Below are 13,925 nucleotides of genomic sequence, written 5' to 3'. Positions count from 1 at the left end.
ATGCCAAATCCACGCCTCCATGAACTCCTGCCATGGCACTGGAAAACCCTTCACCACAGCAATAATACCATCAAAGCCTGATTACGCCCGCGGCTCTCTCCGGATGCTTACCATCTGTCCGCAAGCGGTGCGCGTGATGGTTCAGCCGCCTGTCAGAGAGAGTGTTGTCCAGGCGCGAGCCGACTTCGGGCTCTACGTCCGAGGGAAACCCACGTTGTATGTCGAAGTGGTCGGCACCGTCACCCGTGACGGACGCTCGATCTCAGAAGACGCCGAAGGCCTCCGCAACGCTATCGAGGAACGCCTGCTCCGCTATGTCGGGATGGCTCCGGTCGAAGTGCTGCACATCGATGAAGTATGCGATCCTGCCAGCCTGACGGCGCGTTTAGGTCAAGCTTTTGCTAGGGCTCAAGCCTTGTGAGCGCCTGACCTCAGTGAAGGCGAACGGGGGCGTGCACCAGGACAAGCCCCCGTCGGCTCCGGGTCAATGATGGAGCATGATGAATCGTATCAGCAAGGCCGCAGCGATCAGATAGAAAATGAGTGTCTCCAGGGCCACTGGAAGAGGCTGGGAACAGGCCCGACCGCGACGCGTTGAACCGCAAGGTCCACCTGATTCCATATCAGGGACATCCGCCCGGACCACCAGCTTGAGGACGTCCGCCAGAAGGAAGAGCGTTTTCCGGCCGAACTTGTATTTCGGGAGGAGCCCCTTGGCGACGTATCGGTCAACCGTCGCAACGTCGCATCGCAGATAGATCTCCGCTGCCTCGAGCCGGGTGATAAAGCGCCCCAATAGGCCAGACGTCTGTATGTCGTGCACCGCATGCACTCCTCAAGCCATGACGGTCGACCATCGACCGTCTTGTCGAACCACCTTGCCGAGGAGCTGGGGCTGTCTTGGGGAGGACGTTTGCCCTCGGTCACGAGGGGCTATGCTATGTTCTGTCGGGATGGAGAAATATTAAACGAAAAGGCTCCTCAGCGTATTCTTGTTTTGTTCTATCAGAATACGCGGCGTTCTGCCAACACAAATCGTTCCAACGCGGTTTGAAGCCGCCCGACGCCACAGGAAACCGCAAACCATAAGGTGGGATGGATGATGGGAGCGTAAAATAAATCACTCGCAACACACTGATTTGTTTAATGTTTTTTGATTATGTTGGCGGAGGGGATGGGATTCGAACCCACGGTACGGCTTGACACCGTACAACGGTTTAGCAAACCGTCGCCTTCAGCCACTCGGCCACCCCTCCGCAAGAAGAGTGTGAAAATACACGACGTTTGCAGAGGTGCTTTTAGGGGGTTCTGAACGTTCCGTCAAACCCCCTGAAAGGCTTATTTGCAGGTTATTTTCGCTCTACGCGAAAAATTATGTGCCCGGGCTCCGTCTGCCCGGGCACTGCCCGGTGCACTTATGCGTCCAGCTTGGATTTCAGGGCTTCGTTCACCAGCGCAGGGTTTGCTTTCCCCTTGGTTTCCTTCATCACCAGCCCCACAAAAAATCCGAACAGCTTGTCCTTTCCTGAACGATATTCGGCAACCTTGTCGGCATTGCTGGCCATGACAGACTCGATGGCGGCATCAATCACGCCTGTATCCGTCACCTGACGCAGGCCTTTTTTCTCCACAATCGCATCCGGGCCTTCCCCGGTTTCCACCATGTCTTCAAACACCTCTTTGGCAATTTTGCCATTGATGGTGCCATCCGCAATCAGGTCCAGCATCTTGCCCAGCGCTTCCGCGCTGACAGGGCTGGTTTCAATGGTCTTGCTGGTGCGGTTCAGGGCGGCAAACAGGTCTCCCGTCACCCAGGAAACGGCCAGTTTGCCATCACGCCCTTTGGCCACGGTTTCATAAAAATCCGCCACCGCCTGCTCGGCCACCAGAACGCCGGCATCATAGAACGGAATGCCGTAATCGGACTGGAAACGCGCCCGCTTGGCATCCGGGAGTTCCGGCAGGGCGGCCTTCAGCGCATCAACCCATTCCTGTTCAATCACCAGAGGCAGGAGGTCCGGGTCCGGGAAATAGCGATAATCATGCGCGTCTTCCTTGGAGCGCATAGTCCGGGTTTCACCCCGGGCGGCGTCAAACAGGCGTGTTTCCTGATCAACCTCGCCACCGCTTTCCCAGATTTCAACCTGACGGGCCGCTTCAGCCTCAATCGCCTGCATGACAAAGCGAATGGAATTGACGTTCTTGATCTCGCAGCGCGTGCGGAACGGCTCACCCGCCTTGCGCACGGACACGTTCACGTCCGCACGCATGGAGCCTTCTTCCATGTTTCCATCACACGTGCCGAGATAGCGCAGAATCTGACGAAGTTTACGCAGATAGGCCCCGGCTTCCTCCGGCTCACGGATATCCGGCTCGCTCACGATTTCCATCAGCGCCACGCCGGCCCGGTTCAGGTCCACCATCGACTTTGTGGGGTCCTGATCATGGATCAGCTTGCCTGCGTCCTGCTCCATATGCAGGCGGGTAATGCCGATTTTCCGGATTTCGCCGCTGGAGAGCTCAATCTCGATCGTGCCTTCGCCCACAATCGGGTGTGCGAACTGGCTGATCTGGTAGCCCTGCGGGAGGTCCGCATAGAAATAGTTTTTCCGGTCAAACCGGCTTTCCAGATTGATGCGTGCGTTCAGCCCCAACCCGGTCCGCACGGCCTGCGCCACGCATTCCTTGTTGATAACCGGCAGCATGCCCGGAAACGCCGCATCCACCAGACTCACCTGAGAGTTCGGCTCAGCCCCGAATGTAGTGGATGCCCCGGAAAACAGTTTGGAATTGCTGACAATCTGGGCGTGCACTTCCAGCCCTACAACAATTTCCCAGCTCCCGGTTTTACCTTCAATCACGTAGCTCATACGCCTGCCTCCGCATGCAGGGTGGGCTTGTGGGCAAAGCCCGCAGCCGCCTCGAGCGCGCCGCCAACAGACAGCACGGTTTCTTCATCAAAATGCCGCCCGATAATCTGCAGCCCGAGCGGCAGACCTCTGGAATCCAGCCCCACAGGCACAGACAGCGCCGGAACCCCGGCCATGCTGGCAGGCACGGTGAAGATGTCATTCAGATACATCTGCACCGGATCATCCATGTTCTCACCCTGCGCAAAGGCCGCACTCGGTGCGGTGGGAGTCAGCAGAACGTCCACCTGCTCAAACGCCTGCACAAAGTCACGCTTGATCAGCGTGCGGACTTTCTGGGCTTTCAGGTAATACGCATCGTAATACCCGGCGGACAGCACATAGGTGCCCATCAGGATACGGTTACGCACTTCCTGCCCGAACCCTTCCGCACGAGTGCGTTCGTAAATGCCATCCAGCGTGGGGGCATCCTGACGTTCGCCAAAGCGAATGCCGTCATACCGCGCGAGGTTGGAAGAGCACTCCGCCGGAGCAATGATGTAGTACGTGGCCAGACCATATTTGGTATGCGGCAGTGAGACATCCACCACCTCGCATCCGGCTTCACGCAGCCAGGCAATGCCCTGCTCCCACAGTCTGGCGATTTCTTCCGGCATGCCGGGAGCACGGTATTCTGCGGGAATACCAACTCGCAGACCCTTCACGCTCTTGCCCACAGCCTTGGAAAATTCCGGCACGGGGCGGTTGGAGCTGGTGCTGTCTTTCTCATCAAACCCGGCCATGGCTTCCAGCATCAGCCCGGCATCCGCCACGCTGCGTGTCATGGGGCCAGCCTGATCCAGCGAGCTTGCGAAGGCAATGGTGCCCCAGCGGCTGCACCGGCCATAGGTCGGCTTCAGCCCGACAATACCGCAGAACGCAGCAGGCTGACGGATGGAGCCACCGGTATCCGTGCCGGTTGCGGCCAGCGCCAGACCGGCGGCCACAGCCGCGGCAGAGCCACCGGAAGAGCCACCAGGCACCAGAGCGGCATCATCCCCTTTACGCTTCCATGGGTTCAGCACGGAACCAAAGGCGGATGTGATGTTGGCCGAGCCCATGGCGAATTCGTCAAGGTTGGTCTTGCCCAGGAACACTGCGCCCGCATCCAGCAGGCGTGCTGTCACGCTGCTTTCATAAGGCGGCACAAAATTGGCCAGAATTTTGCTGGCGGCGGTGGTTTTCACACCTTTTGTGCAGAACAGGTCCTTCACGCCAACCGGCAGGCCGTCCATCAGCCCGGCTTCTCCCTTGGCATAGCGGGCATCGGCGGCATCAGCGGCAGCCAGAACATCCTGCTCGGGCAGAACCGTAATATAGGCATTGAGCTGCGTGTTCAGGCGGCCAATGGCGTCCAGATGCGCCTGAGCGAGCTCACGGGCAGAAAATTTGCGGGCAGCAAGCCCCGCGCGCGCTTCGGTAAGCGTCAGTCCGGTCAGCATCATTCAACAACCTTGGGTACTGTATAGAAGGGGCCGGATTTTTCCGGCGCACAGGAGAGGATGGCATCACGGCAGTTACCGTCCGTCACCACGTCTTCACGTTGGCGCAGAGCCTCTGTTTCAGTCCCCACCATGGGGGGCACGCCCTCAACATCCACCTCGGAGAGCTGATCAACCCAGCCCAGGATGCCGTCCAGCTTCTGGCGGACGTTTTCAAGCTCCGCGTCTTCAAGGCCGATGCGGGCCAGTTTCGCAATACGTCGGGTGGTCGCGAGGTCGAGCGACATGAAAGCAGACTCTCTTCAGCTATGGAGGAAAAAAGCCCTAGCATAATCGGGCGCAAGGCAACATACCGTGCAGACATGGCTCTGTTCAACCTCTCCGATCTCGCCGCCACTCTGGCCCCTGAAGCGCGCCTGCTGGGCATTGACCCCGGCCGCAAGCAGGTAGGGCTGGCGCTGTCCGATGTGTCCCGCATGGTGGCCACCCCGCTGGAAACCGTAAAGCGCGGCAAGCTGGGAGCCATGGCGCAGCATGTACGCGCTCTGGCGGAAAAACACGGCATTGGCGGTATGGTGATCGGTATTCCGCTCTCGCTCGATGGCTCTTTCGGCCCCGCCGCACAAGCCAGCAAGGACTGGGCCACGGCTCTTTCCGAACAGTCCGGCCTTCCCGTCTGCCTGTGGGATGAGCGGCTTTCCTCTTCCGCCGTCAACCGTATGCTGATTCAGGAAGCAGACCTCTCACGCCGCAAGCGCGATGATATTGTGGACAGGCTGGCCGCGGCCTATATCCTTCAGGCCGCACTGGACTGCCTGCCCCGCCCTTGAACATGATGGGACCAGCATGGCAGAACCGGGGGAAGCGGGAGGTTTTTTTCACACCTTTTCTCAAGAATTTTACCGCATACCTCGCACAGGCTACTCTCATATTTGCCATAAACCGGCGGCATGACGAGTATAGCGTAGTGAACCGTATGGAGACCAAAATGGCACTTGCGACATTCCGGACCGCCCTCACCACCCTTCTGGGAGCTGCGGCGTTCACGCTTACCCTTCCTGCTGAACCCGCTCATGCTGAAGAACAGGGAGCTCTGAGCCGCACGTGGAATGACACGCGTCAGGCAACAGACAAAGCGTGGGATAAAACCAAGGAAGGCACCTCCAACGCTTGGGACAAGACCGCGGCCGGTTCCGAAAAGGCGTGGGATAAAACCAAGGAAGGCACCTCCAACGCCTGGGACAAGACCGCGGCCGGTTCCGAAAAGGCATGGGATAAAACCAAGGAAGGCACTTCCAACGCCTGGGACAAGACCAAGACCGGCTCCGAAAAGGCGTGGGATAAAACCAAGGAAGGCACCTCCAACGCCTGGGACAAGACCAAGACCGGCTCCGAAAAGGCGTGGGATAAAACCAAGGAAGGCACCTCCAACGCCTGGGACAAGACCAAGACCGGCTCCGAAAAAGCGTGGGATAAAACCAGGAACGCGACATCAGACGCGGCTGACTCTACAAAAAACTGGGCCAAGCGCACTGGCAAAGCTATTGGAAAATGGGGGGATAAAGCTGGTAAGAATATCAGCAACACATTTTCTGGTGACGGGAAATAAAACTATCCGCTCTCCAAAAAGCCCGCCCTTTCAAAGGGGCGGGCTTTTTTTTATGTGTTGTACATGCTTTTCAGGAGACCGTCAGAAAACCCGAGGCCGCAAGGTGGTGAAGGATTTTTGCAATGGGAAACGCGCCGCAGCCCTCACACACTCTCCGCCGTCCAACCCGGAAAAGCCTTTACTTAAACCCTTAAAAGATATGGCTGCTATGACCACACGCGCCGCAGACCACGCCACTGCGCCAGCCGCTGTCGTACAGAAGCCCGTGTTTTGCTGGCAATGCCTTTCAAGGCAAGCCAGTAAGCCCAGAATGCTGTCATGTTAGCCTCCGAATACTGCCATACTGCAAAATTCCTAATAATAATGTCTTCAGTATGACAGCATGACCCTTAATATTGACAAAACATTCTTCGGGAATATTTCATACAAACGTCACACTACACCGAGCAATCAGAGTGCTAGAACGCCGTCAGCCACAGTTCTGAACGGCAAAAGACAGACCATGAAACACGCTATGATACTTTCCAGCACAACACCGACCAATGAGAAATGGCGTGAAGCTGTTCATGAAACGCTTCGCAAAACACTCCTCTACATCTGGGAGCAGCCTGCTTCCGTACCATGCCGCGCACAGCGCCCCATGCCACACAGAAACACGCCTGCCCAGCCTTCAGCTCTTGCCTTGACCAACCAGACCGGACAATAACGCACGGCATTTTCTGGTTCAGTCTGAGAATGCTGAGCGGCCTCTCCGTCCCTCTTCATGCACTTTAGACATGGTGTTCGGCCTGCTCTTTCCAGACAACAGCGGCACGGGACCTGTTGAGGCCTCTCTGCAAGCAGGCTTCTTGCTTGAAAACATCAGACATGAGGACAGGCCTCACCCCGGCAAGGCTGGAAAAGCGGGTGTCCTGACCGTCAGCCTTGGTCGGGCAGGCCCTCACGCTGGGCGAAATGGCTGACGGCATCAAGCTCGTGAAGCGAAACCTCACGCTTGAACACCAGATGCAGATGGCGCGTGAAACGCTCCGTGAGCAGGCAGATGTCAGGTCGATACCGAGACAGTTAAGAACAGTCTTATTTCGATGAGAGAGCGGATGCCGGATAAAGCCTGCGGGCAACCCGCTCCATGGTCAGGCCCTGCACGATGATGGTGAACACAACCACGCCGTAGCAGACAGGCAGCAGCAAATCGCGCAAATCTCCGGGCGGCAATCCCAACGCCAACGCGACCGAAATACCACCCCGCAGGCCGCCCCAGGTCAGGATAGCAAGAGCACGCCCCCGCTTCCATTGCCGAAGATGTACCGGGAGAGTGGAAAGCAGCACGCTCAATGCCCGCACGGCAATAGAGAGCGGAATCACGACAAGCGCGGCCATTACCGTAAACAGGCGCGGCGTGATTTCCAGAATTTCAAAGCCGATAAGCATGAACAGCAAAACGTTCAGCACCTCGTCAATGAGCGTCCAGGCGCCGTCCAGCTCCCTGCGAGACGGCACATCAAAAACAGACTGACTGGAACTGGTTCCGAAGCACAATCCAGCCACGACGACGGCAATCGCGCCCGACATACCTAACTGGTTGGCTATGCTGAAAGTTCCAGTCGCCAGAGCCAACGATGTCAGCAGATCAATATGCGGATCTCGCTGCCGCTTGAGCACACCCAGTGCGATCCACCCGGTTACTGCGCCCAACAAACCGCCACCAAGCGCCTCCCGGCAGAAGCTCAGGGCAATTTCAGAGACAGTCACCCCATGGCTGTCCCCGGTCGCCAGCCCAATCGTCACACCGAAAATGACAACCCCCACACCATCATTAAAGAGACTCTCGCCTGCGAAAACGGCCTGGAGTGGTCCCGGCAGCCCCAGACGTTTCAACATTCCCACGACCGAAACCGGGTCAGTCGGTGCAAGGATGGCACCCAGTACGATGCACCATGCAAAAGGAACGGGGTGCCCCAGCAAGGGGAAAATATACCATGCCGCGACCGCCAGAAAGACGACAGCCAGCACGGTCCCCAGAACAGAGAGAGCAGCGACGGACGCAAGCTTTGCGCGAAGATGCCCAACATCCACCTGCATGGCCCCGGCAAACAAAAGGAGCGACAATGCACCGTTCAGAAGTGCCGTGGGGAGATTTATGGCTCCGAGCATGGATCGCGGGAGAGCCTGAAGATCATAAGCCGGGATCAGCGGATTCAGGATCATGACCAGCAGGGAGGTCAGCAATGAAAAGACCAGCACGCCGATCGTCAGCGGCAAGCGAAACGTGTGATGATTAAGAATACTGAAACCGGCGCAGAGAGTCAGAAGTAGGGCAAGGAGGCTGATGGTGTCCATGTTTCATCGCTGCTTCCTTCCGCTCTCCACGTCAAGAAAAACCCGTAATACCTGGCTTTTGAAACGGATCTGCCCCTGTAACCGGGTAGCCCCTGACAACGCAGTATCCGGCAAGACGAAGCAGGAAAATCATCGCTATAATGCGTTCCCCCAAGGCCGGAATTCTGCCGCCCTCCGACACCCTCACCATCCTGCCGCTCGGCATCACCGATCCGGACACTATCAGGAAAGCGTTCGCGCAGGTCAGCGATATCGCCGGGCTGCCAGAGCTGACAACCGCAGCACACACCCAAGATTCATCAACGACGGACCCCCTGGAAAATGTCGGCCTTCTGGTCGGCATGATCGACACACCGATGACAAAGAACTGGAATATTCCGAAGAGCAGCGCGACGAGCGTCGTGACAGAAGCCTATAACTGCATTGCCGCAGGGGCTCTCGAAATTCTGGCCGACGATACGACGCGCGACCTGAAATCAAGGCTCAACACGAAAGGCGAGGAACTGTATCCTTGGATGCATGCGCAACTCCGGGCGCTGATGGCATCATAGAAGCGGCGGGGCATTGATCAAGACGATACGTCGCTTCAGTTCGCTCCCGCCGAACCGCCTGCGCTCGCGGCCAGAGACAACAAAACTGCCGACTTGTTATGTCACTCATGTGCCAACGCACAGCGGTGCCGTTTTCCCGGAACATCCAGGACTCCATGGTCAGCCGATACTTGCCCTCCCCAACGCGTGTTTCCAGATGATAGTGATGGTTAGAGAAAAAAGTATGAACTGTCGGAAATGGGGGGGGAAGCGAAATGTCCGCTCTTGGCTGGCAGGCCAGTTACCGAGACATTCCTCACAAGAGCAACATGAGATTTTATTGATTAGGTAAACTTTATATGGTTATATGCCAATCAATGTATAACCGCACCTAAAGAGATAAAGATGGACCCGGTTCGAAATCCGTTTGCTCCCGGGGCTGGCTCACAGCCGCCCGAGTTAGCGGGGCGTGAGGAAATTATCACGACTACCGAGATAGCTCTAAAACGTATTCTACTTGGGCGCCCTGCCCAATCGCAAATGCTATTGGGTTTGCACGGTGTCGGCAAAACTGTTCTTCTAAACCGAATCGAACAGGTTGCTGAAAAACTAAATTACCTCACCTCTTTTATAGAGGCACCAGAAGATCGGACACTTGCCGATCTGCTTTATCCAAAAATCTATCAGGTTCTTCGTAAACTATCGCTATTTGAGAATGCAAAGACTGCCACACATAATGCTATGCGCGCTCTTCGCAGTTTCGCAAGCGTATTCAAAATTTCTATGGGCGATTTTGAAGTATCGGTCGATCCCGAGCCAGGAGTGGCGGACAGCGGAAATCTTGAATACGATATCACCGAACTCTTTTTTAAAATTGGCGAGGCGGCAAAAGCTGCTGGCCGAGGATGGGTGTTGCTGATTGATGAAGTGCAGTATCTTTCACCTGCAGAGTTAGGCGCGCTGATTGTTGCGATTCATCGCATCAATCAAAAAGCGTTGCCAGTGCTATTATTCGGGGCAGGTCTTCCCGCAGTAGCAGCCCTGTCCGGGGATGCAAAATCATATGCGGAAAGACTTTTCATTTATCCAAAGATAGATGCTTTGAATAAATTAGATGCTGCAAATGCAATTCGGCAGCCGATCGAAAGTGAGGGTGAGTCTATAGACGAAGATTTTCTATATAAAATTGTTAATTTAACAAAAGGATATCCTTATTTCTTACAAGAATGGGGGTTTCAGGTATGGAATGCATCAATGCAATCTCCGATTAGCATAGATTGTATTCAAGCCGCCGAGAAAGAAGCACTTAGAAGGCTCGACGAAGGTTTCTTCAAGGTTCGTATTGATCGCCTAACGCCAAAGGAGAGAGAATATGTCATCGCAATGGCACAGCTAGGAGCGGGGCCATATCGTTCAGCAGAGGTCGCCGACAAGCTCGGCGAAAAACTCACGACACTTGGACCTAGACGCGCACAAATCATTGCGAAGGGAATGATTTACAGTCCTGCGTATGGAGATATTGCATTTACTGTTCCAATGTTTGATGAATATCTTAAGCGTCATTGGATTATAAGCTAGACATCACCAGTAATACTATCCCAAGGCGCGGACATTATGCCGGGTAGCCGGCAGTGGCGCAAAACAAGAACGAAGAGTAGTTACCGCGAATATCCGCTATCCGCTCTACACCAAGACGTCGGGAACGACCGACATGAGGCGAAAGCGGCCATTTACTACTTTCTCTTACCTTTGCACATTGCCCATACCCGCTTGACTTGGCTGACGCTGCCCCCGGCTAGACGAGCGGTTTCCGCGATGCTGCTCCCGCCCGGAGCGCGACAACGCGAGCGTGCAACGCCCGATTGGGTCTGCACCCGCCATAACGGCCTGCCGCTTTCGCCAGTTCTATCCCCTTGCCGTTGGCGTTCCCTTCGATCCTCATCGTCGGCGGCGGCCATCTGCAAGGCTAGGCGCAGAAGCATTTCTTGTGCGGATTCAAGAACAATCCGAGCGACGCCTTCGGCCAAGGCTGTCACTTCCGATAGATCTACAACACCGAGGGTGGCGCGCCGTGCGCCTTGATTACAGATAGCTTTCACAAGCTGCGCCGCGTCGGCAAGAGGCAGGCGGCTGATGCGATCCATCTTTTCCGCGATCACGACTTCACCGCCTTGCAGATCGACGATCCTCCGCAACAACTCAGGCCGGTCGCTCCGCGCGCTCATTGAAGAGGTCGCAAGCGCCATTGACCGGGTCGCAGCCCTATCAGTGGTAAATTTCAATTTGTGTGCTGGTAGCGTGCCAGACTTAACTGCGAAGGATAGCAGTCCAAGTGCATAAGCTTCAGAAAACAGTGGGTTTTCCACCGGTCAAAGATGGTGGGCGCAACAGGGATTGAACCTGTGACCCCTACCATGTCAAGGTAGTGCTCTACCGCTGAGCTATGCGCCCATCTTTGACCGTGGGCCGCGTTCTATCTCGCTTGCGTTCAAAGTGCAAGCCCTCAATGATGGGCTCATGAAAAATATTACGCACAGCCTGATCAACCGGGGTCTGGCCAAGGTTTTGCCTGAAAAGCCAGCCAGCGGACAAGAAGAAGCGGACCGCGTGCAGGCTCCCGCCCCGGTGCTGGTTTCCGGCCAGCCGGAAACCCCGGTTGTGCTGGCCTCCCCCCATTCGGGCCGTTTCTACCCGGAACTTTTTGTGCAGGAGAGCCGCCAACCTCTGAACATCCTGCGCAGCGGGGAAGACAGCTATGTGGACGCCTTGGCGGCACAGGCGCACGCGGCTGGCCCTATGCTGGTCCATGCAACCTTCCCCCGCGTGTTCTGTGATGTGAATCGCGCCGCGTGGGATCTCGACCCCCGCATGTTCAGCACGCCTGTGCCAGCCTTCGTGCGGGCAACGCATCGGGGTCTTGCCGGGTTGGGGTCTGTGCCCCGCGTGGTTGCCGATAACCGCCAGATTTACCGGAGCCGGATGCCTTTCATGGAAGCAGCGCTCCGGGTCCGGGATTACTGGATGCCATATCATGCCGCTCTGGCCGGCACACTGCGCCAGACACAGGAGCGACATGGCCTATGCCTGCTGCTGGACCTTCACTCCATGCCCGACGCGCCGGAAGCCGGAAACCCTGATTTTGTTCTGGGTGATGTTTACGGGGCAAGCTGCGCACATGTTCTGGTACAGACAGCGGAAGACGCCCTGCAGGACTTGGGCTTCAGAACATCACGCAATACACCATACGCAGGCGGATATATCACCCAGCATTACGGTCGCCCGCGTGACGGAGTGCATGCCCTTCAGATAGAAATGCGCCGCAGCCTGTATATGGATGAGCAAACACGCCAGAAGCACGCAGGCTTCTCCCGCCTGAGCGACGCTCTGGCGCAGGTGGCAGAACGCCTTGTCTCGACGCTGCGTACGTTTGAGACGCTTTAGAAAAACCTTCGCGTTTTCAAAACGCCTTGAGAAAACGCTCCGGAATTCTGTGCAGACCGCTTTCAGCGCCCGCGTTTATAATCCCTGCAAGATCAAGATCCCCCAGAGATGTTTCCGAACGCGTTGCCTGAAATGTCCTGATGAAGTTGACCATGGTCCGATCCGCCATCCGGTGCGAGGCACCATGCTCCAAGGTCAGCGCCCGCTCACTCCACCGCAGGTGGCGTGTGATGTTCAACCGTTCCAGCAGGGTGTGTTGATCCGCATATTTCAGGTGAAACATCCATAGGTCTGTATCCAGATAAGCGGGTTCCTCGCAGGCATGAAAACCGGGCTGCCAGGTTAGAGGCACGGAGGAGAGAAGCGTTTTGCACGACCAGAAGCGTACCGCACCATAGGATCTTTGCGCCAGAATGGGTTTGTCCCACTGCACAGGTGGCAGATCCGGTGCGTAATCAATCACATCCACCCCCACACAGCGGAGGCTGGGGGCTGGAGCCCGCTCTACGTAGTCCAGCAGGGACGAATACCGCGCAGGGTCCGCCACCAGAAATTCATCACAGTCCGTGAAGAGAACATACCGATAGGTTTTGAGAAGCTGTTTCTGAAACGCCTCAACCTGCGCGCAACGGTCAATCTCATCCACTTCACCCCGCGGGACGGGAATGACCTCACACCCGGGCAGAGCAGGCAGGGCATCGCTCCCGTGGTCCAGAACAAAAATATTCCCCGCCCCGGCCTGCCGCCTGTAATAATCAGCCCAGAGCGGCAGCATGCGGTGCTCGTTATACACCATGGTCAACACGGCCAGCGGTTTGCGCGTATCCGGCCTGAACAGGCGCAAGAACGCCGCTCCCCATTTTTTCCATCTCGTTTTCATACGCCCCCCTTTCCGGGTTTGAGAGAAAAGTCCTGCCGTTGCCTCATTTATACCTTTGTCGAATGATGCTCTTTCTGCGGGAGACGCTTCGACCTGATGGCCGCTGGCCACAGCAGGGCCGAGGCTGCCCCCATTCAACCGTCCCGCCTGCTGAAGGCGCATGGCGCACCCAGACGCCATACTCAGGAGAAGACAGACAGATGATCACACGTTTCCCGGTCCTGATGGGTACAGTCTCCAGAAAACTGCTCGGCGCGAGTGTGCTGGGGGCCACCCTGTGCAGTCTGGCAGCGTGCCAGCCTGCACCGGCCACAGCGAGTGAACAGGCCGGAGCTACACCCTCCGGCGCGGCCCTGCCGCAGAGCGTAGCACCGCAAGCCCCGGTGCCGGGTACGGCACAGAGTGCAACACCCGGCACCATGCCCCCCGGCCAGCAGGCCCCGGCCCAGAGCAAAAAGCGCATTGGCATGGCCAATCCGGCTTCGCTCCACTGCCTTAACGCCGGAGGCAAGCTGGAGATCCGCACCGCGTCCTCCGGGGGGCAGTATGGCGTGTGTCACCTGCCGGATGGAAACAGTTGTGAGGAATGGTCTTTCTTCCGCACAGGCCAGTGCACCGCCGAGTCCCTGAAAAACCGCTGACGTTCTGCATCGGGAGATATTGAAAAATTCTCCCGATCATCTCATCTCCTTGAAGATGCAGGAGGCGGCAGCGTCTGGCCTGAGGGCAGATACTGCCGCGCTCATGATGCACAAGACGCATGAATGCGGGGAT

At 56.8% G+C, this 13,925-nt stretch carries 13 protein-coding genes, 2 tRNA genes and 1 pseudogene; 8 read left to right on the top strand and 8 right to left on the bottom strand.

The genetic code is table 11. From position 1 onward, the window contains the following. A pseudogene (locus GOB82_RS08020) lies at positions 1 to 421 on the top strand (hypothetical protein); the annotation flags it as partial. 742 nt (positions 422 to 1,163) lie between these two features. On the opposite strand, the gene GOB82_RS08015 reads toward GOB82_RS08020, so the two are convergent. From GOB82_RS08015 to gatC, 4 genes are all read right to left on the bottom strand, one after another. After that, positions 1,164 to 1,256 (bottom strand) — tRNA-Ser (locus GOB82_RS08015). A gap of 159 nt (positions 1,257 to 1,415) precedes the next feature. Beyond that, on the bottom strand, positions 1,416 to 2,870 hold the full coding sequence (gene gatB, locus GOB82_RS08010; protein ID WP_166121890.1) for an Asp-tRNA(Asn)/Glu-tRNA(Gln) amidotransferase subunit GatB: 1,455 nt from the start codon (positions 2,868 to 2,870) through the stop codon (positions 1,416 to 1,418). Next, positions 2,867 to 4,351: an Asp-tRNA(Asn)/Glu-tRNA(Gln) amidotransferase subunit GatA gene (gene gatA, locus GOB82_RS08005; RefSeq protein ID WP_166121923.1), complete on the bottom strand. Its 1,485-nt coding sequence runs from the start codon at positions 4,349 to 4,351 to the stop codon at positions 2,867 to 2,869. Before gatA ends, gatB begins: the two co-directional genes overlap by 4 nt. Beyond that, a complete protein-coding gene (gene gatC / locus GOB82_RS08000) occupies positions 4,351 to 4,638 on the bottom strand; it encodes an Asp-tRNA(Asn)/Glu-tRNA(Gln) amidotransferase subunit GatC (RefSeq protein ID WP_166121888.1) in 288 nt (95 codons plus the stop codon). The genes gatA and gatC overlap by 1 nt, the downstream gene beginning before the upstream one ends. 75 nt (positions 4,639 to 4,713) lie before the next feature. On the opposite strand from gatC, the gene ruvX reads away from it, so the two are divergent. From ruvX to GOB82_RS07985, 3 genes are all read left to right on the top strand, one after another. Then, positions 4,714 to 5,181, top strand: a complete 468-nt coding sequence (ruvX, locus tag GOB82_RS07995) for a Holliday junction resolvase RuvX (protein ID WP_166121887.1) — start codon at positions 4,714 to 4,716, stop codon at positions 5,179 to 5,181. Positions 5,182 to 5,339: 158 nt separating this feature from the next. Beyond that, positions 5,340 to 5,960 carry an endoglucanase gene (locus GOB82_RS07990; RefSeq protein WP_242007269.1) on the top strand — a complete coding sequence of 207 codons (621 nt, stop codon included), beginning with the start codon at positions 5,340 to 5,342 and terminating at the stop codon, positions 5,958 to 5,960. A 514-nt stretch (positions 5,961 to 6,474) separates the two neighbouring features. Beyond that, positions 6,475 to 6,666: a hypothetical protein gene (locus tag GOB82_RS07985; RefSeq protein ID WP_166121885.1), complete on the top strand. Its 192-nt coding sequence runs from the start codon at positions 6,475 to 6,477 to the stop codon at positions 6,664 to 6,666. A 371-nt stretch (positions 6,667 to 7,037) separates the two neighbouring features. Here GOB82_RS07985 and GOB82_RS07980 read toward each other — a convergent pair whose 3' ends face one another. Beyond that, positions 7,038 to 8,300: a cation:proton antiporter gene (locus GOB82_RS07980; RefSeq protein WP_166121883.1), complete on the bottom strand. Its 1,263-nt coding sequence runs from the start codon at positions 8,298 to 8,300 to the stop codon at positions 7,038 to 7,040. Between the two features lie 140 nt (positions 8,301 to 8,440). Here GOB82_RS07980 and GOB82_RS07975 point away from each other — a divergent pair, with 140 nt between their 5' ends. Both GOB82_RS07975 and GOB82_RS07970 read left to right on the top strand, forming a co-directional pair. Then, a complete protein-coding gene (locus GOB82_RS07975; protein ID WP_166121881.1) occupies positions 8,441 to 8,851 on the top strand; it encodes a Rossmann-fold NAD(P)-binding domain-containing protein in 411 nt (136 codons plus the stop codon). A 384-nt stretch (positions 8,852 to 9,235) separates the two neighbouring features. After that, a complete protein-coding gene (locus GOB82_RS07970) occupies positions 9,236 to 10,408 on the top strand; it encodes an ATP-binding protein (RefSeq protein ID WP_166121879.1) in 1,173 nt (390 codons plus the stop codon). A gap of 155 nt (positions 10,409 to 10,563) precedes the next feature. Here GOB82_RS07970 and GOB82_RS07965 read toward each other — a convergent pair whose 3' ends face one another. Both GOB82_RS07965 and GOB82_RS07960 read right to left on the bottom strand, forming a co-directional pair. Continuing rightward, positions 10,564 to 11,076 (bottom strand): recombinase family protein, encoded by a 513-nt coding sequence (locus GOB82_RS07965; protein WP_242007268.1) that lies wholly within the window; start codon positions 11,074 to 11,076, stop codon positions 10,564 to 10,566. Positions 11,077 to 11,206: 130 nt separating this feature from the next. Continuing rightward, positions 11,207 to 11,281, bottom strand: a tRNA-Val gene (locus GOB82_RS07960). 66 nt (positions 11,282 to 11,347) lie between these two features. Here GOB82_RS07960 and GOB82_RS07955 point away from each other — a divergent pair. After that, a complete protein-coding gene (locus GOB82_RS07955) occupies positions 11,348 to 12,271 on the top strand; it encodes an N-formylglutamate amidohydrolase (protein ID WP_166121877.1) in 924 nt (307 codons plus the stop codon). Between the two features lie 16 nt (positions 12,272 to 12,287). On the opposite strand, the gene GOB82_RS07950 is transcribed toward GOB82_RS07955, so the two are convergent. Then, a complete protein-coding gene (locus GOB82_RS07950; RefSeq protein ID WP_166121875.1) occupies positions 12,288 to 13,151 on the bottom strand; it encodes a glycosyltransferase family 2 protein in 864 nt (287 codons plus the stop codon). A 200-nt stretch (positions 13,152 to 13,351) separates the two neighbouring features. Between GOB82_RS07950 and GOB82_RS13420 the strand changes: the two genes are divergently transcribed. Next, on the top strand, positions 13,352 to 13,792 hold the full coding sequence (locus tag GOB82_RS13420; RefSeq protein ID WP_242007267.1) for a putative hemolysin: 441 nt from the start codon (positions 13,352 to 13,354) through the stop codon (positions 13,790 to 13,792). Positions 13,793 to 13,925: the final 133 nt, after the last annotated feature.

The sequence above is a fragment of the Acetobacter farinalis genome, assembly GCF_011516935.1.
GTDB classification, from domain to species: Bacteria; Pseudomonadota; Alphaproteobacteria; order Acetobacterales; family Acetobacteraceae; genus Acetobacter; species Acetobacter farinalis.
Note: the sequence above shows the minus strand (reverse complement) of the source record. Positions and strands in the feature narration are given on the sequence as shown.